Below are 20,575 nucleotides of genomic sequence, written 5' to 3'. Positions count from 1 at the left end.
CAGTAGCCCGCAGTGAGGCTGGTCACCGGTGAGCTGGCGTTGCATTCGAGCCCATTGGTTCGGCAGCTGGTGGCGGTCGCAGCTCGACCGGCCCCGCATATCCGGTGGCTGCGGACGGGCGCGGGTTGGGGGACCGCGCCTGCCGCGTAGACTCCACTTCTCGTGAGTCTCACCCTCGGAATCGTCGGCCTGCCCAACGTCGGAAAGTCGACGCTCTTCAACGCGCTGACCAAGAACGACGTGCTGGCCGCGAACTACCCGTTCGCGACCATCGAGCCGAACGTCGGCGTGGTTCCGCTGCCCGATCCGCGGCTGAACACGCTGGCCGAAATCTTCAACTCCGAGCGCATCGTGCCCGCCGTCGTGTCCTTCGTCGACATCGCGGGCATCGTCAAGGGCGCCTCCGAGGGCGCCGGCCTCGGCAACAAGTTCCTCGCCAACATCCGCGAAGCCGACGCCATCTGCCAGGTGGTCCGCGTCTTCGCCGACGACGACGTGGTGCACGTCGACGGCCGCGTCGACCCCGCCGCTGACATCGAGGTGATCGAGACCGAGCTCATCCTCGCCGACCTGCAGACGCTGGAGAAGGCGGTCGTGCGCCTGGAGAAGGAAGCCAAGGTCAAGAAGGACCGCAAGCCGGTCGCCGACGCCGCGAAGGTCGCGCAGGAAATCCTGAACAGCGGCACCACCCTGTTCGCCGCGGGCAACAAGGTGGATGCCGAACTGCTGAAAGAACTTTCGCTGCTCACCACCAAGCCGTTCCTCTACGTCTTCAACGCCGACGAGTCGGTACTCACCGACGAGGCCAAGGTCGCCGAGCTGAAAGCCGCTGTCGCCCCGGCGGATGCGGTCTTCCTCGACGCCAAGGTCGAAGCCGAACTCCTCGAACTCGACGACGAATCCGCCCTCGAACTCCTCGAATCCATCGGCCAGACCGAACCCGGCCTGCACGCCCTCGCCCGCGCCGGCTTCCACACCCTCGGCCTGCAGACCTACCTCACCGCAGGCCCGAAAGAGGCCCGCGCCTGGACAATCCACCAAGGCGACACCGCCCCCAAGGCCGCAGGCGTAATCCACACCGACTTCGAACGCGGTTTCATCAAGGCCGAAGTAGTAGCCTTCACCGACCTGGTAGAAGCCGGCTCCATGGCCGCCGCCAAGTCCGCAGGCAAGGTCCGCATGGAAGGCAAGGACTACGTAATGCACGACGGCGACGTAGTCGAATTCCGTTTCAACGTCTAAGGGCCACCGAGGAACAGCGCCGCGATCTCACCGATGCCGTTGTCCGTGCGCCTCGCACTCATTGCTTGTGCGTCCGGCCCGGCTGCAGAGCAACGTTTCGAGACGGCCGTCGGGCTCGAGGCGGCGACGACACGATCGCGCATCGGACGTGGTCGGGCGACGCACAGTGGTCACTATGCGAGGGGATCAGCCAGACCGGAGATGAACTCCTGGGTGGCCGGGTCGACAGCGTAGATGACCACTCCCTGCATTCCTCGGGTCAGCAAAACCTTGTATGTGTTACGGATGAGGATATCGAAATCCTCATCGAGGAGGTTCTTGCTCTTGAGCTGTTTGTCCTTGTTGGCATCTCGGCGCACTAACAAGTGCCCGTCCTCTACGACGATCTCCGGCCCGAGAATGACACCAGCCCAGTCGAACTCGAATCCCTGTGCGGTGTAGATGCAACCGACCTGTTCGAAACCCCGCGGGTCATACGCCCATAGCCAACTCGGAGGTGGGTCGTCCTTACCCCCGATTGTTTCCTTGTATTTGTTCCACGGTCTATACCACTCACCGATCTTGACGTCAGGAACGAGTGCTCCGTCGATGTCCGGGTCGGGAGTCCACTCCCAGCAGTAGCCTGCGGTGATCCTCGCGGTGACCGTTGGAGTGATTTTCGACCGGAGGAAGTCCTCCATCTGCTGCGGCGAACTTGCTACGCGAACTACGAAGGGGTCGTCGTTTTTCCACCGCATTGGTCCGAACTTCCGCAGGTCGAGCAGGTTCAGTACCCACTCGTCGTAGGCTGCACTGCCACCGCAGCGGAATTGACCGTCGAGGTTGATCTGAAATACAGGCAATCCTGCGCGCGCGGCATGGTCTCTGATGTGGTCGATTGTTCCGACTTCATTCGGCCGGACCACCTGGTTCTCATCGAGCAGGAAAACCGGGACCTTTGCAGCCTCGATCAGTTCGTCAACCTGCGGTCGCTTCGACCGAAGCCTGCCTGGGGTGAATCGGTCGGTCGAAGTGCGCCGAAGGCGGTGAGCTTCGTCGCAGATGACCACATCCAACCACTCCGTCTGTTTGGTCGTCAGGCTCTTGTAATAGGTGATCTGTTTTTCCAAGTCGGGTTCTTGGTTGCCGTAGATTCTCCGCATGGTTCTCGTGATGGCTTCCGACCCTGTCGCGTATCGCACCCGTCGTTTCTCTTTGCGAAGGCGTTGGAGTAGTGACAGCGCGATGATGCTCTTACCGCTTCCGGGACCGCCAGTGACGAGCACGACGGTTTTGTGGTTGCTCCTCTGGGAGAGGCTGATTCGGCTCATCACCGCCTCGAAGGCGAGTCTTTGGTTGTCCACAAGCCACTCTGCAGCTGTGCTGAGGTCTGCCGTTGTGGAATTCAAGAGCGTCGCTCTTCGGTGGATCGCGCTGTTGAGCAATCGATCCGCAGCGGCGCTGCCGGGGATGGGTGCTAGCTGAGTGTGCAGATACTCGATGAACCTTTCGCGCTGGTCGCCGGTGAACAAACGTCCGAATCGATCGGGCTTCAGATGGAACAACGCCTCTACGGATTCCTTGTCGGCGTTATGCAAGAAGGCCACACCGTGCAGTGCCTCGGGGCAATCATGGAGTACAGCCACGTCTCTTTGGAGGTACCTACAGTAGCTTCGCACCTGTTCGACGGGATGAAGCCGATCGCCCTGCACGTGCAGTGACCACGCGATCAGATCGCTCCCCCAACCCAACTCGGCGTGGCTCCACTGCTTCAGCTCCACCACGACATAGTTGTCGGCGCCAGTCTTCGGATGAACGCCGGCGAGAATCACGTCGGCGCGTAGGCTGGAGCCCGGCAGGGAGCACTCGATCAACATGGCGACCTCGCGGAGTTTGGCTTTGACCAAGAGCTTGGCGAGTGCGGGAATACTGGCCGTCCACGATGACCGCTCTTTTGGACTGCCCTTCCTACCTGCTCCCTCGGCGATGGCCGTCACTAGCTCGCCTCGGCGGGCCAGGGCCAGGACTTCGGGAGCAGTCGAGTTGAACGACCGAAGCGTCACAGTACCCCACCATTCGAAACCTGTTGTAGTGCCGCAGTATCCGACATACAGTCGCCCAGCGACCTCGGTTTGATCATCGGAATGCTAGCGCGTACTGCACGGTTGCTAGGCAAACCTCTCCAGATCGGTGTGTTGTTATCAGGCTTTCGCCGCGATGGATCCCTCCTGTTTGTCGCCCGCGGATTCGTGCCCGTGCCGTAGAACGCCCGGCATCACCTGCTAGAACCGATCCATGGCGATCGACAGACTCCAGAGCATGGTTGCGGATTTTGCGGCGGAACGAGCGTGGGAGCGTTTCCATACCCCCAAGAACCTCGTCATGGCGCTGACGGGGGAGGTGGGTGAGCTGTCGGAGCTCTTTCAATGGCTGACCGACGAGCAGAGCCAGGCGCTCATGGATGACCCGACACGGCGCACTCGCGTCGAGGAGGAGGTCGCCGACGTTTTTATCTACCTGCTACGACTCGCTGATGTCCTACAGATCGACCTCGTTGCCGCGGTCGAAGCGAAGATACAGAAGAACGCCGAGCGCTATCCGATCCAGCAGGTTTACGGCCGGGCGCTAAAGCACTCGGAACTCGACAGCAAGGGGTAGGTCCTCTCGGCGTTGGTGCGCGAAAGCGTTGACGCGGCCCTGACCGCGTCCCGACCGAAGCCCGCTGAGTGCACGCTCACGGCTAGTTGATACCGCCGGGCGACCCGGCCAAGGGTTTTACGAGCGGCATGGGTTCACAGTCGTCGCGGAGACTCGTGGATAGTCCGGAATGTCGGTGCAGCGCAGGCTAGTGGGCATGGGCTGGATCAGCGCGGGCGCACGGACTGTGCGGCATCACGGGATGTTGTGGCCGTCAGCGTTAGAGGTCGTGGGGCTGGGTTCGAGGGTGCCCAGGAAATCGATCGACCGTTGCCAGGTGAGTGTCGCGGCCTCAGCGTTGTAGTCCGGATGGCTTTCGTCGGTGTAGAAGTGGCCCACTCCTGGGTAGGTGAAGACCTCTGCTGACGCTTCGCGGTTGATGGCGGTGGCTTGCCAGGCCGCGACCCGTTCTGGTGGTGCGAATGTGTCGGGGACGGCGATATGCAGTTGTATCGGGAGTCCTGGTCGCGCCCACGTGGAGAAGTCTGCCAGTCCGTGAAGTAGCAGCACTCCCGCCGTGTCAACGCTCATCGGCAATGTCGGACGTACGGCCCGCTGTGCGTATCCCCAGGGGTTATTCGGCTTCGGAACGGGTCGCGATCACAGCGACGAGACGGGGAGTTGTTCTGTCAGGACGCGTCGCAGGAAGTGCTGATCGGGCAGGTGTGGTTGTAGTAGGCGGTAGCCGTGGTAGTAGGTGAAGATGTAGGGCTCGAGGAAGGGGGTGCCGTACATCCCTTCGAGGAATGCGAGTTCGTCGTCGGCGAGGAATGCGGTGTCCGCGAGGTAGGTTCGGACGGCTGACCATGGCTGTTGCCGGGCGACTAGAAAGGCGGCGTTGCAGTAGGCGCCCCACAGGATGTTCCTGGCGTGGTGGATTTTGGCGTAGTCGCTCGAATCCGGTTGGAGCTCATCGACATTGTCGAGCAGCCAGCTCTGCGCCTGGTCGTCCGGAAAGAGTAGTTGTTGGGCGTGTAGCCCGAGTCCCTCGGACACCACGTACGCGGGCGAGGGCATGAAGCGGGTTTGGATGTCCGGTCGGTCCGCCAGGTGGCGTTGCTTGATCATGAACTCGCAGATGTGGCCCGGGAAAGCCTCGTGTGCAACGACATAGAACAGGTCGGCGAGGTTGAACGGGAGTTGTGGATCGATGAACAGGGTGCCCTGCGTGTCGCCGCGATAGAGCCCGCGAAACGGCCCGGGAGCGAATTCGAGGGTAACTTCGATGTTTTCGGGCAGCGGGAACAGGGTTGCGCTGCGGGTAATCGTCTCGGTTACGGCTCGCTGCACTAGCTCCGAAAGTCGCTCCGTTCGGCCCGGCGGCAGACTGTGCGACGCGCGCCACGCCTGCATCCGTTGTGCGAGAGACCCTTTCGTGCCCGGCAGTCCCTCATCGAGAAGCTGATACGCCTCGTCGAACCGTTCGTCCGGGATCCAATCGACCTCGATCCCGAGCATGCCCCGGACTTGCTCGGGCAGCGACAGCTTTTCGCCGGACAGCTGCCGGGCCATGGTGTGGAGGGCACCGATCTGCTCTGTCAACGCGACATCGTCGGTGACGGCGGCGACCAGGTCCTCGGCACGGCGAACCAAGTCCGCCGGATTCGGCAACGGCTCGGCGGCCACCTCGGCACGCCACCGGTCCGGGCCGCGATAGTCGAGAATCCAGGTTCCACTGGGGTGTTCGGTCACGAGGCGGTCGATTCGCAAGGCAAGTAGGGCGTATTCGCGCAAAACGTCCATATCCCAACCATGCCGGAAAGGCGCGCCGATCGCCCGTGATTCTGGTGACCCGCCGGACATGGAGATCAGCAACCAGGCGTCACCTTGGTGGGGGTCTGCTCACCCCTGGGGGAACGACCTCAGCACTCGGGGGCCTGATATCGGCGACCAATGCGGCGGAAAGTTGGACAAGTCACCGCCAGCGAACCGGAGCCTCCGATGCCGACCTTCAGCACAATCGTCACCTCGGCAGCACGTCGTGCCGTGGTCTCGACGGAAGACGGTGTGGCACTGGCGGTTCGCGAGTACGGTCGCCGAAGGGCGGACCTCACGGTCGTCCTCGTGCACGGGCATTGCCTGCGCAGCGAGTCTTGGACCTACGTCCGCGACGCGCTGCTGCGCCAGTACACCGGGGCCCGGGTCGTCTGCTACGACCATCGCGGCCACGGCGACTCGGCCGCGGCGTCCAGGCACACCTACAACCTCGAACAACTCGGCTACGACCTGCGCGATGTTATCGACGCAGTCGCCCCCTGCGGGCCGATCGTGCTGGTCGGCCACTCGATGGGCGGCATGACCGTGCTGACCTACGCCGACCAGAACCCGCACGAGATCGGCACCCGCATCGTCGGCGTGGCACTCATCGCGACGGCTGCGAGCGGGCTTGCCGACGTCGGCTTCGGCCGCCTCCTGCGTCACCCGGTCGTTTCGGTATTCCAGGCCGCCGTCCGACGCGCGCCGGTCCTGATGCATCACGCAAAGCTGTTGGCCTGCAAAGTTTTCGCCCCGATCATCCGTACCGCCGAATTCGGCGATCGCAAGGTCAGCGCTCGCGTGCTCGCCCTTGCCAACGCGATGCACAACGAAACACCGATCGTGACCATGGCGAGCTTCCTGAGCGCCTTCATGGACTATGACCAAACCGATGCGCTGCCTGTGCTTTCGAAGATCCCGACGTTGATTCTGTGCGGGTCCGCCGACCTGATGACACCGCCGTCGCATTCCGTCGCGATGGCCGCCGCCGTCGAGTATTCGGATTTCGTGGTAGTCGAGGGCGCCGGTCACTCGGTGATTCTCGAGCAGCCGAGTGAAGTGGCCGTGGCCATTGCCCGCCTACTGACGCGGGCGAGCGGCACCGCTGAGCCTCATCCGAATTCCCGGTCGAGGCTCGGTCGTTGCTCGGCCGGGCGACAGTCTGAGCTCACCGCCGCGCGACCGGGTATTCCCGGTCGGGCTTGCGTTGGTACTTCCCGTAGCGGGGCCGCGCTGCGGTAATGAGCTGCCATCCGCACGCCATCGAGCCGGCATAGCCGAGGTCGCGCAGTTCTATCGACCCCTGATCAGCGGACGCTGCCGAATCTCTACCATGAGGTTGCTCCGGCAAACTGTCGGCCGATAGTGTGTCGCGGTACATGAAGGATCGGTTCGCCGGTCGAATCGGGGGAAGTAGTGGACGAATACACCGAGCGTCGTGCCGCGCACATCAAACGATTGAATGCCGCGATCTCCGGGGTACGCGGCAGCTCCAGATCGGCGGATGGCGGCGTCTTCGTCGAGACCGATACCTGCGGCAACATCACCGCTTTGCACATCGAGCCGTATGTGCTGGAGGCGGGTGCCCGACGGCTCGAGACGCTGATCGCGGATCGGCACCGGATCGCGTATACGAATGCCCAAGCCGAGGCCGAGCGGATCTATACCGAGCTCAATCGGGACGCGCCGAAGCGGGATGCGCCACCTCAGCACGGTTCGCCGCACAGCACGGTGCCGCCGTCGTCAGTGGCGTCGTCCAGGTGGCCGAGTGCGCGCGACTCGTCGCGTCACCAGGCAGATGGCAACGAATACGTTCTGTAGATGAATGCGCTAATTCGCCGTCCGCGAGTTGTCGAAGGCGGCATGCGAAACCCGAAGGTGTGGTGATCCAGTGTTCGATGTCGACCCCGCGAAGATGCGCAAACTCGCGGCCGATGTGCGGGTCCATTCCGACGCCGTCGCGGGCAAGGATCCGGTGGCGAAAACAGCTCGCGATCAGGCGCGGGACAACCTGACCGGTTCGGCCACCGGGGTCCGAATCCAGGAAACGCTGGAGGCGCTGGACCGGGTAGTGGAGTTCCATGTCGGTCGGCTGCGTGAGCTTGCCGGTGGAATCGAAGTGCAGGCCGCGGCATTCGAGCAACAGGACGAAGCCTTCGCGAGTGGCCTACGGCAGGTCGGCCAGCGATGAGCGGATACCGCGAGGACCATCCCCTGACTGTTCCGCAGGTCCTGGCCTGGAATGTCGGCCCGGCCCGCGAGGTGGCGTCGATCGTGAAACGCGTAGCGAGCGAACTCGATTCGGAAATAACCGAATCGGGACGCAAGGTCGAGCTGTCGTACGAATACTTCTACGGCAAGTCAGGTGACAGTGCGCGTGCGCGCGGTGCCCAAGACACAAAGGACGCCCTCGGCACCGTAGACATCTACGAGGAGATGTCCACCACGATCGCCTCCGTGTGCGACACCATCGACGGGAAGATCGGCGAGATCCGCGGGTGGCTCCAAGAGGTCGAGGATTCGGACTGGGATCTGTTCTGCCGACCCGATGGTGAAGTGCTCTCGCACAAATCGAATTGGGAGACGATGAAGGAGCACTGGTGGTCTCCCGGAACCGCGGTCGCGATGAAGGAGTTCGAAGAGTTCCGGTTGACCCAAGCGATTCGTCAAGCCCTCACTCGGATTCAAGAAGCCGATATGACCGGATCGGAGAACCTCGGGCGGCTGCTGGAGAAGGTGGCCGACTCGGTGAAGCAAGGTTTGGCCGGTACGCCGACCGATCCGAATCTGGCGAAGATCCTCGCCGATTACCAAACCAAGACCTCAGGCGCCGAACCAACGATCTGGCCGACCGACGGCCTCCTGCTCGACGCCATCCGAACCGTGATCCCCGATTTCAAAGCCACCTTGATGACCGAGGAGGAGGCCAGAGCGCTGGAAGACCTCTACTCGAAGAAGGGGGCCCTCGCCCTGAAGGACTTCTTCGATATCACCTCGCAGGCCGAGGAAGAGGCCAAGACTCGGTATCCGGACTCGTTTCTCGATGGGCACGGTGATGCCTTCCGGCACGCCTACTGGAATGCGTTGATGACGCAGAAGTTCGGTGCGGAGTGGACCGAAACGTACACCACGAGCCATGAGAAGATCGGCGGAAATCCGCCACACCGGGAGGCCATGGATCTGTACAACAATGAGCTGGGCCGAAAGCTCGGCTCGGCGAACCCGGACGCTACTCCCGAAGAGCTGGCGCAGAAGGTCAAAGAACAGATCGATAATGGGCAGGCCATTGTTCTCGGGACCGGTACGCAGAGTCGGCCCCAGATCACCTGGAGCAATACTGTGGACGAGAGCCAGACCGGTCAGCCTGCCGGAGTCGACATTCCGCTGACGGGAAAGTGATCCTATGACCACGGTGAAGTACTTGTTCCTGGCCGCCGTCGCTGTCTCGATGGTCGGCGCGTGCACGGCCAGCACTGATCAACCGGCCGCGCAAAACTGCACTGGCACATTCGATTTCGCCGACCGAGTCGAGACGCTCGGATCGAGCAGCCGGTTCGATGCCGAGTTGCGCTCGGTGGCAGCAGGTACGGAGGGGGCCACATTGATCGATATCACCCGGGCGGCCGGTTGGACCGATGGCTGGGAGCGGTTGGTCGAGGTGCGCGCGTCCACCAAGGAAGCGGACCTCAACGCCAAGGCCGGGACGCCTGGCCAATGTTGGAAGAATCTTCCGACGACCGGCCACCGCGACGGGCCGGAGCAGGGCTACTACTTGTTCGTCGACAAGGGTAAGCCGGTGCAAGTTGTTTCCTGGAGCGGCAACAAGAAGCCGCTCGAGGTCCGTGGCCGAGGCGCGCTCACCGCCGAAACCCTGCTCGTGCCAGCGCAATGGCACGACAAGCTCGAGCCTGCGCCCTAGGAGTCGGCGCGCTGAGGACCGCCTGCTGATGCTGCCGCCGTTCTCCCGTAGGCCGCCGGGCACCGCTGGCGATGCCAGCTGGATCACAGCCGCTTGACATCAACCTTTGTTCATGTTCGACGCTTGCTCTCATCACCTGCACGTGTCGAAAGGAATTGTTATGACGGAGAATCCGGTTCAGCTCGCAGTGATCATCGGTAGCACTCGGGTGGGGCGGTTCGGCCCGACGGTCGCCAACTGGTTTGTCGGGCATGCGAAACAGCGGGACATCGCGGTCGATCTCATCGATCTGGCGGAAGACCCACTGTCGGTAGACATGTCGAGTGAACCGGAGTCGGGGGGCGCGCAGGCCATAAGCGCACGACTGACCGCCGCCGACGCGTTTGTGGTGGTGACACCCGAGTACAACCACAGCTATCCGGCCCCGCTCAAGAGCGCCATCGATGGGCATTACACCCAGTGGCAGGCCAAGCCGATCGGATTCGTCTCTTACGGCGGCGTTTCCGGCGGCTTGCGGGCCGTCGAACACCTCCGTCACGTGTTCGCCGAACTGCACGCTGTCACCGTCCGTGACACGGTGAGCTTCCACGGAGCCGCCCAGGTCTTCGACGTGACGGGCAACCCGATCGATCCGACCGCTCCCGCGGCCGCCGCAGACCAACTACTCAACCAGCTCGTCTGGTGGGGATCCGCCCTGCGCGCGGCCCGCGCCGAACGTCCCTACGCGGCCTGATCATTGCGCTGTAAAGCGCTGCGCCACACCGTATTTCGCATCTGCTAGGGGCCGGTGAGCGACGCGGGGAGGGGTTGGCCGCAATTGTCAGGTGACGGAGTACCGGCGAGGCGGTCGGCGAACCACTGGATGACGCGCGGTGAGACGGCCTTCTCGTTGTCGTTGTCGTGGCCGACGCCGGGGTTCCACTGCGTTGTCACCCGGCTCCCGGCGGCGCAGTAACGGTCCACGAGTGCCGCGGTGAATTTCGGCGGGACAAGTTGGTCGTCGAGGCCGTGGGCCAGGTAGACCGGGATGCCGGGCGGCATGTTGGGTGCGCGATTTTCCTCGAAGGCGTGCAGCCAGCCGGGGTCGGCGAGCGGGTCGCCTTTGAAGTAGTCGCCCATGCCGGGCACGATGGTCAGGCGGGGGAACAGCGCAGCGAAAGGTGTTGCGGCGCAGCCTGCCGCCGCCATTTCATGGTTGCGCGCGGCGGCTTGGGGGGTGAGCAGGGCGCTGGGGTCGAGTTGGGGATAAGCCTTCGCGTACTGGGTGGTGAGGAAGGGTGTGACGGCCCAGCCGTTGAGGAGTTGGGGTGGGCGCGCGCGGAGGATGCCCGCGATGTCGGAGGCCGCGGCGTTGGCGGCGTCGGCGACCAGGTGCAGTTCGGGCGCGTAGGTGGGGGACAGGGCGGCGGCGGCCAGCGAGATGAGGCCGCCCTGCGAGACGCCGTAGACCACCATGTCGGCGCCTGCCCCGGTTCCGGGCAGGTTGCGGGCGGCGCGGGCGGCGTTCAGGGTGTCGCGGCCTTGATCGGCGGCGACGAGGTAGTGCTCGCCGTCGCCGGTGCCCGCGGCGCCCGCGTAGTCGCTGGCGGCGACCACCCAGCCGCGACCGAGTGCGTCGTTGAGCCAGGGCATGGACGAGGCGATCTCGGATTGCCTGCTCGGCGCGCATTCGGCACCGAGGCTGACGGTGCCGTGGGCGAAGTTCAGGATCGGCCGGTCGGTGCCCTCGGTGAGCGGCGTAAAGACCATGCCGGAAGACACCGCGGGGGTGCCGTGCCGGTCCTGAGACCAGTACAGGATGCGCCAGCCGCGGCCGTGCACGCCGGGCAGCGACATCGGCGCGGAACGGATCACGGTGCCCGGTGCACCAGGGGAAATGCCTTCCGGCACGTCGTAGAAGGCAGCCAGCCGATCCTGCTCGGCGTCTTGCTGGGCGGCCTGCGTGACGATCGTTCCGTACCAGCCGACCGTCGCGACCAGCACGACAAGCTGCACGGTCACCGCGGCCGGGCGCCACCAACGCAGGGCGCTCGCCCGAGGTAGCGGCGCCGTGAGCCGGACACCGCGCACCACCATCGCCGTCCCGGTGATCAACAGCGCGATGATCGTCCACGCCGTGAAATCCAGCCCGGTCCGAAACGGCAGCGTTACCAAGATCACCCCGGCCAGCAGCTGCCAGCCCGCCAGCGCCGCAGACGCCACGACGACATCATCGCGCCGCGTCCCGGCCAGCACCGCACAGAGCCCGACGCCGATCAGACACGCCCCGACCCACACCAGCGCCATCGACACCGACATGGTCATCGCCGCCGCACCGAAGACAGCGAACCCCGCGGCGAGTAGCGCCTCGACACCCAGCAATCGCCGAGCGTGCCCGAGGCCGGAATCGTGACCGGCAGGGTGCTCGGCTGCGGCATCCGGTGACTGCGCCCGCCCGGCCAACCACCATCGCGCCGCGGCGGAGGCCCCCAGCACCAGCATCGCGACCGCGACAACCACCCGTCCCGCGATCAGCGAAACGCCGAAGGGCGAGTACAGCAGTACTCCCGACACGATCACTGCGAGCCCGGGCAGCCACCACGCGATACCGCGTGCGTCCCAGGTCCGGGCCTTGCTACCGCTCACCCGGGGCCTCCGTCCTTCGGTTACGCGGCAAACAGCTCGATGCCGACAACTCTACGGACGGCTGACCAACGGTCGATGTGATCTTCGTCGGTGCGCGGCCGGGTTCAGCGGTTCCGCCACCGCCGTCGCGCCCACTTCCGGGCGGCCGGGCTGACGACGAGTACCGGAAGGAACAGTACGAAACCGACAAGCACGACCGGAATCATCAGGTAGATGAGCAGTTCACCGAGGACTTGCAGGATGGTCGGAATTAGGGGCCCGCTAGCACCGCCAGGGCAATCGCCACCGGATAGGCGCCACCGGCGGCCGCGGCGATCGCGGCGAACGCGAATCCGGCTGCCAGCACGAGTCCGAGCAGGGCGACGAGGTAGTTGTCCCACCATGCGGGTTGTTTGGTGTGAATCGAAGCGCCTCCCGAGACGTGGTGTCCGACCCAGCCGCAGAGCCTAGCGCCACGAGGGGGCCTGGACCGTCAAAGATTCGGATCACGTTGTGCCGGTAGCGAAGCCAGCTCGACCGGCTGAACCGGCGGCGGCGTCGCTTCGCGCGGGGTGTCCTTGCGCGTGTTCAGCCAGGCGCCGACGAACATCAGTCCAGCCCCCACGGCCTGTATCGGCTCGATCGTTTCACCGAGAACGACCCAGGCGCAGGCCAACCCGAAGGCGGGGACCAGAAACATCGCGGTCGCGGCGGTCGCGGGCCCGACTTGGCCGACGGCGCGGTAGTACAGGACGTAGGCCAGCGCCGTCGGCAAGACGCCGAGATATGCCTGGTTGCACCAGAATTCGAGGCCTAGGTCGGACCACGCCACGTTCGGTAACGCGGGTGCGGCGAACAGGCCGAGTGCGAACGTGCCAGCGGCTGTCGCGTACACGGTGACGGTCGGGGCGGTCAGCCGAGCCAGGATCGGCGCGCCGAGCATGGTGTAGCAGGCCCAGCACGCGGCGGCGCCGAGGAAGACGAGGTCACCGAGCAAACGGTTGCCACCGGATGACGGAATCCCGACGAAGAAGACGACACCCCCGGCCACCGCGGCGCCGAGTCCGAGCGCCCGCGGACCGGACGGGCGGACGCGGTCGCGCACGGTCAGGACGAGAACGGTGATGACGGGTGCGGTCATCGGCACGATCATGCTGCCGTCGGCCGCGGGGGCGAGGGATAAACCGAGGAAGAACAGGACGTTGTAGCCGAACACGCCGACCAGGCCGAGCCCGGCGACGCGGGTCGTTTCTCTCGGATCCAGCCGAGGTAGCCGCAGCACAACGATCAGCACCACAGTGCCGATCAAGAACCGCAGGAACCCCGCGACCTCATGCGGCACATCGTGCACCGCCAGCTTCGAGGAGGCGAACGCACTGCCCCACAAGGCCATGACCAGGACGAGCAACAGTCGGATACGCACTGTGCGATCCTCGTTCCGAGACCTCGGCACCGTATTGAACGCTGGTGCGGGGACAATAGTTCGGTGGCGGAGCGCGAGTGGGTGACATACCGGCGGATGCCGAACCGTCCGGTCGAGGTGATGCGCGCCCACTTCGAGCGGCATGTCTATCACCCGCACAGTCACGAGACGTATTCGTTCGGGCTCACCCAGTTCGGCGCGCAGAGCTTCGACTGCCGTGGCGCGTCGCGGGTCAGCGCGGCGGGCATGGTGATGGCGTTCAACCCCGATGAACCGCACGACGGGCACAGCACCACCGAGCTGGGTTTCACTTATTCGATCGTGCACATCGGGACGGAGCTGGTCACCGACCTGCTGTCCGACCAAGCCGGCCGGCCCACCGGCCTGCCCCTCTTCGCCGAACCGGTCCTACCCGACCCGCTGCTGTCCGCCGCGTTGAATCGGTTGTGCGCCAGCCTGATCCACCCCGCCGCCGAACTGGCCGCCGACGAGGCACTGGCCGCATCGGTCGCCGCCATGGTGCGCCGCGGCGCCCGCCGCCCGTTGGTGAGCTCATCCGCCACCCTCGACCACAGCGCGGGAGCCGACATCGCCCGCCGCGTTCGCGCCGTCCTCGACGACCGCTACCTCGACCCCCTCTCCATGGACGACCTCGTCGATGCCACCGGCTGCAGCCGCTTCGCCCTCTACCGCGCCTTCCGCGCCAAGTACGGCATGGCCCCCAGCGACTACCAACGCCAACTCCGCCTCCGCGCCGCCCGCCGCCTGATCGCCGCGGGCCGCCCCGTCGCCGAAGCAGCCACCGAATCCGGCTTCGCCGACCAAGCGCACTTGACCCGCTGGTTCCGCCGCTCCTACGGCATCACCCCCGGCCTCTACGCCAACGCCACCTAACCCAGCGCACGTCCCCGGTTCCGCCGAGCGGGACATGGTTGCGGCGACACGCCGGAATTTGCTCCGTCATGTCCCGTTCGGTCCACGTCGGGACGGTTGGCTACTGGATGTCCGGTGGGCGGGGCCAGGGGTTCTCTTCGATGTGTTCGACCGACTGGTTGAAGCGCGCTATCAACCTACTCAACTGTTCGACATCGGTGTCCGGCCAGTCGGCGACCACCGCGCCGATGCCGTCGCGGCTTTGCAGTCGATCGGCGGCCAGCGCTTCCAGGCCTTTGGCGCTGGCTTGGATCTTGCGGGCGATGCCGCCTTCGGGGTCGGCGACGCGGTCGACGAGTCCCTGCTTGAGCATCGCCGCGACCTGGCGGTTGATCGTGGAAATGTCGAGCTGGAACGCCTCGGACAGCTCGCGCAGGCTGAGCGGGGCGTCGAACTCCAGTCTGGTCAGAATGAGGAAGGCCGAGCGGTCGAGCTGGAAGCCGGGACGGCGCAGCAGCGACGCGGGGAAGTGCCTGGCAAGCAAGGTCAGCTCGAAGACCAGGCGGGTGAGCGCTGCGTTGTCGGCAGGACCGGAATCGGACATGGGCCTCACTATGTCGTGTGCATCACGGCTATATCAAATTGTGCACCATACACATCGTGTGTAGCGTGCACATTCGTGACTGTTGCTGCCGACGCGTCTTCGACCGTCCCCGATACCGACGACCGCCGGCGTCCCGCGCCGGGCGTACTGATCGCGACCCTCGGTATGGTCGGCGTTGTCGTCTCGCTGATGCAGACGCTGGTCATTCCGATCATCCCGACGCTGCCCGACTTGTTGAACACCTCGGCGTCCAACGCCTCCTGGGTGGTCACCGCGACGCTGCTCGCGGGTGCGGTGGCGACACCGATCAGCGGTCGGCTCGGCGACATGTTCGGCAAGCGGCGGGTGCTGTTCGCCAACCTGATCTCACTGGTCGCCGGGTCGGTTGTCTGCGCGACGTTCTCCTCGCTGGTACCCGAGATCATCGGGCGCTCGCTGCAGGGCGCGGCGGTCGGCGCGATTCCGTTGGGCATCAGCATCATGCGCGACGAACTGCCCGCCGAGAAGGTGGGTTCGGCGATGGCGATCATGAGCGCCACGCTCGGCGTCGGCGGCGCCCTCGGCCTGCCGCTTGCCGCGGTGATCGCGCAGAACGCGGACTGGCACATGCTGTTCTGGACTGCCGCGGGGCTCGGCATCGTCTGTGCCGCACTGGTTTTCGTCTTCGTGCCGGAATCGCCGGTGCGCACTCCCGCGCGATTCGATTTCGGTGGCGCGCTTGGTCTTTCGATCGCGCTGTTGGCGTTGCTCATACCGATCACCAAGGGTGCGGACTGGGGTTGGGCCAGTGCGCCGACGCTGATCCTGTTCGCGGTGTCGCTGGTGGTGTTCCTCGGCTGGGGCGCCTTCGAGCTGCGGCAGCGGTCGCCGCTGGTGGACCTGCGGGTCTCGGCGCGGCCGCGGGTGCTGTTCACCAACGTGGCCTCGATCGCGGTCGGCTTCGCGCTCTACGGCATGTCGCTGACCTTCCCGCAGCTGCTGATGGCGCCGGAGCAGACCGGCTACGGGTTCGGCCTGACCATGGTCAACGCCGGATTGGCGCTCGCGCCAACCGGATTCGTGATGATCCTGCTTTCGCCGGTGTCGGCGAAGTTGTCCGCGGCGCGCGGTCCGAAGATCACTCTCGCGCTCGGCTCGGCGGTGATCGCGGCGGGTTACCTGTGCGCCGTGGTGCTGATGAACAGCGTCTGGGAGATCATGCTCGCGTCGATGATCGTCGCGGCGGGTGTCGGTCTCGCCTACGCCGCGATGCCCGCACTGATCATGGGCGCGGTACCGATCACCGAAACCGCCGCCGCCAACGGGCTCAACTCGCTGATGCGTTCGGTCGGTACGTCGACCTCGTCGGCGGTGATGAGCGTGGTGCTCGCGCACATGACCATGCAGCTCGGCCCGCACGTCTTCCCGTCGCGCGACGGATTCCACACCACGTTCCTGATCGCCACGGCTGCGGCCCTGGTCGCGATCGTGCTGACCGCGCTGATCCCGATGCGCAAAGCGCCGGATGCGGCGGCGACAGTCGGGCACGCCTGAGCCGAGAAGTAGTAGGGCCGACCTGGGTTCGCTCGGGTCGGCTCTGTCGTTTCCGGGGTCAGTTGCCCCAGCGGCCGAGGTCGCCCGCCTGCTCGAGCAGGTCGGTCCTCCGGCGTTGCGCTCTCGCAGCAGCGCGGAGGCGGCGGAGAACGGCGGGGCTTTGGCCGCCCTCGCCTGCTCGACGATGATGGCCACCAGGTGGCCATCGCGTGTCGCCGGTACTGCTCGTGGATCGCCGCGCCGAATTCGTCGGTGATGAACTCGGGGTTTTTGCCGAAGTCGAGGGAGATACCGGTTTTGGTTAGGTAGCACAGCGGGCCGCGGCGGTCGGCGATCAGTGCGGAGGTGTGCAGCGCGATCGCCTCCCGAGCCGAGTCGACCGCAGCGGCCGCCAGACCCTGCTCGGTCAGGAACTCCGCAGCCTTGTTCGTCCCGTCGACGTCGAAGCGGAGATCACCATTGGCTGCCTCGCGGAGTCCGAAGGCGGGACTGCGGTGTGTCGTCCCGATCGGAGATGTCGTCGCGTCAAGGCACGTTCGCTGCGAACTCGGCGAAGCGCTGGGCGATGCGGTCCGGGAACTCGCCGTTGACGGCATGCGAGGCATCCGGCCAGACCTCGACCTGCGCGCCCGGGATTGACCGGGCGGTCTCGGCGGCGTGGGCGGCGTTGTGAACGATGCTGCGTCCGGCCATGATCGCGAGTACCGGGACCTTGATTCCAGCCAGTTCTTCGACGGTCGGACGGACCGGCATCGGCTGTGCCGAGGTGAAATCGCGCATGGCAGAGGCGATCAGGCGGCCCTCCGGTACCGAATCGTCTAGCGGCACGCCGCCTGAGATGTGGCCGAGCAGCCAGTAGCGCATGCGCATCGGCACGCCGGGGAGGAGGCTGCCCAGTGATACGACAATCATCTTCCAGCCTAGGGGCGCAAAGGTATTCGCCGGATCGAGCAGGGTCACCGAGGCCGCGGACTCGGGGCGATGCAGTGCCACCTGAAGGGCCAGCCAGCCGCCGATGCTCGCACCGAGCAGGTGGGGGCGGCTCAGTCCGAGGCCGGTGAGTGCCTCGGTCAGCCACGCGACCTGGTCGGCCGGGGTGACGAGTTCTTTCTGCTGGGTGCTCGCGCCGGGCTCGCCGATGCTGTCGATCGACCACACGGTGCGGTCCGCCATCAGGCTGGGCAGGTTCGCGGCCCACATCGGTGTCGACGCCTGTCGGCCGGACAGAAGCACCAGGGGCGTGCCCGCCGCGTCGCCGAAGCGATAGGCGCGGACCGGGCCGAACGAGGTCGACACCGCAACCTGCTCGGCGGGATCAGGTAGTGCGGCCATGCCGTTGGTGTACGCGGCGGCGAATCGATCGAATCCTGCTTTGGTCGCGAAGTATCCGACCTTCTCGGTGGGCTTTCCGATGTTCGGTGCCAGGAAAAACTCGTTGTCGGCCACGGATTTCAGCTTATGCCCAGCGATGTTCGTGCGGGTCGATTGCAGTAGTTGACCTGCGATGACGACCGCGGCATCAGCTGTGTGCTGGTGCCGCGGTCGTGGGGTGTTTGGTTGTGGGTGTGGTCACTGAGTTTTGCGCAGGCCCAGGTATTGCAGGGCGGCGAATGCGCCGACGGTGCCTGCTTGGATGACTGCCCAGGTGGAGCCGATCAGGTTCAAATCCAGCGTGTCGGTGACGAAGACGGTGGCGAGGCTGAACAGGACCCAGGCGGTGTTGGCTGCGATCACTATGCGGGTGGCGGTCGGTTTGATCGCGGGTCGGGTGGCGATGATGGCCACGGCGAGGCCGTAGAGGGTCAAGAAGATCCCGATCGGGATGGCGAGGCTGGTGTCGAGGCCCAGTAGCGACTCGAGGGGTCCGGCCAGGGCGAGGTAGGCCAGGCCGTTGACGGTGGTGATGACGGCATCCAGGCGCAGCGACAGGCGAAGCAGTGCGGGGCCGGGGGCTGTGAGGGAGGACAGGTAGGACGGGGCGGTGGCGTGCATGACAGTGATTTCCTTCGGTCGATCAGGTTGTGGTGCAACGGGGTTCGGGTCAGATCGGTAGCGCAGTGCGGGTTCTGGTTGGGCGGTGGTGGAACGGAGTTCGGGTTAGGCGGTGGTGTGGGGTGGGTTCTGGTTGGGCAGTGCCGGAACGGCGTTCTGGTTAGGCGGTGCCGGAACGGCGTTCTGGTTAGGCGGTGGTGGGGCGGTGTTCTGGTTGGGCGGTGGTGGGGTGGGTTTGGTTAGGTGGTGGCGGGGACTTTGTCGAGGAATCCGTAGACGTTGGCGATGCGGCCGTTTTCGATGACGGCGACGTCGAAGCCGACCACGACCGCGGGTGCGTCGGCGGGTCCGAGTTCCCAGGTGAAGCGGACTTGGTCGTGGTGGGCGTCGACGGGTCCGGCCAGGCGGAAGACCCAGCCGGGGAATTGTGCTTGAGCGGCGGCGATTCCGGCGTCGATGGCGTGGTGTCCGGTCACGGCCATCAGTGGGTCGGTGTAGGTGGCGGTGTCGGTGAAGACCCGGGCGATCGCGGCTTGGCGCGCGGTGGTGTCGGTGGTGTTCCAGGCTTCGAGGTACTGGGCGACAAGAGTGTTCATAATCTGCTCCTCGAGGGTGTGTGATCTGCGGTTTCGCTGTCGTCGTGCTGACAGCAACTACGTTATGGCCGCACCGGTATGCCCCGAATCAGTCACCTATAGGTAGTTTCGACACCGGCATACCTATCCCGAGCCGCCGCCCACCCCGAGCCTGCGGCCACTGGGAACCCTGGCCCCCGGAGCCCGCGCGAGCCCGCGCCCGCGCCCCGGGAGCCTGCGGCCTCCGGGGGCCACGCCCCGGGAGCCGCGGCCCGGGAGCCCGCGGCCTCGGGAAGCCGCGCCCCCCGGGAGCCCTTGCCTGCGGGAGTCCGCGGCCACCGGGTCCCGCGGCCACCGGGGTCCCGCGGCCCCGTGGTGGACCGGCGACCCCTCCCGCGCCTGGCGCGCGGTTTCGTCATGGCGGTGGCCGATGAGGTCGCGGGCTCATGGTCAACGGGACATGGTGGAGGCTCTACTCGCACAATGACGCAGCCAGGTCCCGTTGATCACCGGCGGGTATGGGTGTGGGTGGTCGGCGCGCGAATAGGGCGGCCGCATAACGGGTTTGCGTAGGCTCGCGGCCGCCGCCCCTTGAGCCCGCGGCCCCTGGGTGGTCACCGGCGACCCTCGCGCGCCTGTCGCGCGCCTGCTGCGCGGCTGCTGTGTGGCGCTGGGCGATGAGGCCGCAGGTTCATGATCAACGGGACGTGGTGGAGGGGCTACTCGCACAATGGCGCAGCCAGGTCCCGTTGATCATGGTCGGGTGTGGGGTGTGGCTGGTGGTCGTGCGAATGGGGCAGCTGCACACAGGGTTTGCGTAGGTCTGCGGCCGCAGCGCCTTGAGTCCGCGGCCTGCCGGTGGTGACCGCGATCCTCGCGGGCCTGGCGCGGGGTTTCGTGGTGGCGCTGGCCGATGAGGTCGCGGGTTCATGATCAACGGGACGTGGTGGAGGCTTTACTCGCACAATGACGCAGCCAGGTCCCGTTGATCACGACCGGAGGGCGAGTGCGGGCGGCAGCGGCGCGAATAGGACAGCCGCACACAGCGGGTTTCCGTAGGTCCGCCGCCGTCGCGCCTCGAGCCCGCGGCCACCGGGGTCCCGCGGCCCCGTGGTGGACCGGCGACCCCTCGCGCGCCTGGCGCGGGGTTTCGTGGTGGCGGTGGGCGATGAGGTCGCGGGTTCATGGTCAACGGGACATGATGGAGGCTCTACTCGCACAATGACGCACCCAGGTCCCGTTGATCACGACCGAAGGGTGAGTGCGGGCGGTCGCCGCGCGAATAGGACAGCCGCACAGCGGGTTTCCGTAGGTCTGCGGTCGGCCGCACCTTGAGCCCGCGGCCACCGGGGTCCCGCTGCCCCGTGGTGGACCGGCGA

The 20,575-nt window shown here is 65.7% G+C and carries 19 protein-coding genes; 10 read left to right on the top strand and 9 right to left on the bottom strand.

Features of this window, described 5'->3' with window-relative positions; genetic code table 11:
- The first annotated feature begins 162 nt into the window (after positions 1–162).
- Complete coding sequence (gene ychF, locus ACFK0J_RS33980) at positions 163–1,242, top strand: redox-regulated ATPase YchF (protein ID WP_378733796.1); 1,080 nt, start codon at positions 163–165, stop codon at positions 1,240–1,242.
- Between the two features lie 173 nt (positions 1,243–1,415).
- Here ychF and ACFK0J_RS33975 read toward each other — a convergent pair whose 3' ends face one another.
- Entirely contained in the window at positions 1,416–3,284 is a 1,869-nt protein-coding gene (locus ACFK0J_RS33975) for a DNA/RNA helicase domain-containing protein (protein WP_378733795.1), read from the bottom strand.
- A 232-nt stretch (positions 3,285–3,516) separates the two neighbouring features.
- On the opposite strand from ACFK0J_RS33975, the gene ACFK0J_RS33970 reads away from it, so the two are divergent.
- Positions 3,517–3,879, top strand: a complete 363-nt coding sequence (locus ACFK0J_RS33970) for a nucleotide pyrophosphohydrolase (protein WP_378733794.1) — start codon at positions 3,517–3,519, stop codon at positions 3,877–3,879.
- A gap of 234 nt (positions 3,880–4,113) precedes the next feature.
- Here ACFK0J_RS33970 and ACFK0J_RS33965 read toward each other — a convergent pair whose 3' ends face one another.
- Positions 4,114–4,449 (bottom strand): dienelactone hydrolase family protein, encoded by a 336-nt coding sequence (locus tag ACFK0J_RS33965; RefSeq protein ID WP_378733793.1) that lies wholly within the window; start codon positions 4,447–4,449, stop codon positions 4,114–4,116.
- Positions 4,450–4,518: 69 nt separating this feature from the next.
- Positions 4,519–5,661: a hypothetical protein gene (locus ACFK0J_RS33960; protein WP_378733792.1), complete on the bottom strand. Its 1,143-nt coding sequence runs from the start codon at positions 5,659–5,661 to the stop codon at positions 4,519–4,521.
- A 198-nt stretch (positions 5,662–5,859) separates the two neighbouring features.
- On the opposite strand from ACFK0J_RS33960, the gene ACFK0J_RS33955 reads away from it, so the two are divergent.
- The 6 genes from ACFK0J_RS33955 (at position 5,860) to ACFK0J_RS33930 (ending at position 10,325) form a co-directional block, all read left to right on the top strand.
- Positions 5,860–6,915: an alpha/beta fold hydrolase gene (locus ACFK0J_RS33955; protein ID WP_378733791.1), complete on the top strand. Its 1,056-nt coding sequence runs from the start codon at positions 5,860–5,862 to the stop codon at positions 6,913–6,915.
- A 174-nt stretch (positions 6,916–7,089) separates the two neighbouring features.
- Positions 7,090–7,494 (top strand): hypothetical protein, encoded by a 405-nt coding sequence (locus ACFK0J_RS33950; protein ID WP_378733790.1) that lies wholly within the window; start codon positions 7,090–7,092, stop codon positions 7,492–7,494.
- Positions 7,495–7,564: 70 nt separating this feature from the next.
- Positions 7,565–7,864, top strand: a complete 300-nt coding sequence (locus ACFK0J_RS33945; RefSeq protein ID WP_378733789.1) for a hypothetical protein — start codon at positions 7,565–7,567, stop codon at positions 7,862–7,864.
- Positions 7,861–9,072: a DUF6973 domain-containing protein gene (locus tag ACFK0J_RS33940; RefSeq protein ID WP_378733788.1), complete on the top strand. Its 1,212-nt coding sequence runs from the start codon at positions 7,861–7,863 to the stop codon at positions 9,070–9,072. Before ACFK0J_RS33945 ends, ACFK0J_RS33940 begins: the two co-directional genes overlap by 4 nt.
- Positions 9,073–9,076: 4 nt before the next feature.
- Positions 9,077–9,592, top strand: a complete 516-nt coding sequence (locus ACFK0J_RS33935) for a hypothetical protein (protein WP_378733787.1) — start codon at positions 9,077–9,079, stop codon at positions 9,590–9,592.
- A gap of 160 nt (positions 9,593–9,752) precedes the next feature.
- Entirely contained in the window at positions 9,753–10,325 is a 573-nt protein-coding gene (locus tag ACFK0J_RS33930; RefSeq protein WP_378733785.1) for an NADPH-dependent FMN reductase, read from the top strand.
- A 44-nt stretch (positions 10,326–10,369) separates the two neighbouring features.
- Here ACFK0J_RS33930 and ACFK0J_RS33925 read toward each other — a convergent pair whose 3' ends face one another.
- Both ACFK0J_RS33925 and ACFK0J_RS33920 read right to left on the bottom strand, forming a co-directional pair.
- Entirely contained in the window at positions 10,370–12,217 is a 1,848-nt protein-coding gene (locus ACFK0J_RS33925; RefSeq protein ID WP_378733784.1) for a lipase family protein, read from the bottom strand.
- A 472-nt stretch (positions 12,218–12,689) separates the two neighbouring features.
- Positions 12,690–13,619, bottom strand: a complete 930-nt coding sequence (locus ACFK0J_RS33920; protein WP_378733783.1) for a DMT family transporter — start codon at positions 13,617–13,619, stop codon at positions 12,690–12,692.
- Between the two features lie 63 nt (positions 13,620–13,682).
- On the opposite strand from ACFK0J_RS33920, the gene ACFK0J_RS33915 reads away from it, so the two are divergent.
- Positions 13,683–14,513 (top strand): AraC family transcriptional regulator, encoded by an 831-nt coding sequence (locus ACFK0J_RS33915; RefSeq protein WP_378733782.1) that lies wholly within the window; start codon positions 13,683–13,685, stop codon positions 14,511–14,513.
- Between the two features lie 100 nt (positions 14,514–14,613).
- Here ACFK0J_RS33915 and ACFK0J_RS33910 read toward each other — a convergent pair whose 3' ends face one another.
- A complete protein-coding gene (locus ACFK0J_RS33910; RefSeq protein WP_378733781.1) occupies positions 14,614–15,096 on the bottom strand; it encodes a MarR family winged helix-turn-helix transcriptional regulator in 483 nt (160 codons plus the stop codon).
- A gap of 75 nt (positions 15,097–15,171) precedes the next feature.
- On the opposite strand from ACFK0J_RS33910, the gene ACFK0J_RS33905 reads away from it, so the two are divergent.
- Complete coding sequence (locus tag ACFK0J_RS33905; protein ID WP_378733780.1) at positions 15,172–16,629, top strand: MFS transporter; 1,458 nt, start codon at positions 15,172–15,174, stop codon at positions 16,627–16,629.
- 525 nt (positions 16,630–17,154) lie between these two features.
- Here the strand turns inward: ACFK0J_RS33905 and ACFK0J_RS33900 are convergent.
- The 3 genes from ACFK0J_RS33900 to ACFK0J_RS33890 form a co-directional block, all read right to left on the bottom strand.
- Positions 17,155–18,075 (bottom strand): alpha/beta fold hydrolase, encoded by a 921-nt coding sequence (locus ACFK0J_RS33900; RefSeq protein WP_378733779.1) that lies wholly within the window; start codon positions 18,073–18,075, stop codon positions 17,155–17,157.
- Positions 18,076–18,198: 123 nt separating this feature from the next.
- On the bottom strand, positions 18,199–18,621 hold the full coding sequence (locus ACFK0J_RS33895; RefSeq protein WP_378733778.1) for a hypothetical protein: 423 nt from the start codon (positions 18,619–18,621) through the stop codon (positions 18,199–18,201).
- A gap of 239 nt (positions 18,622–18,860) precedes the next feature.
- The gene (locus ACFK0J_RS33890) at positions 18,861–19,217 is read right to left on the bottom strand and encodes a nuclear transport factor 2 family protein (protein WP_378733777.1); all 357 of its coding nucleotides are present in this window, start codon (positions 19,215–19,217) and stop codon (positions 18,861–18,863) included.
- Positions 19,218–20,575: the final 1,358 nt, after the last annotated feature.

Origin of the sequence: Nocardia brasiliensis (genome assembly GCF_042691675.1) — a bacterium.
Lineage (GTDB): Bacteria > Actinomycetota > Actinomycetes > Mycobacteriales > Mycobacteriaceae > Nocardia > Nocardia brasiliensis_D.
This window is presented reverse-complemented; position numbering and strand designations above follow the sequence as displayed.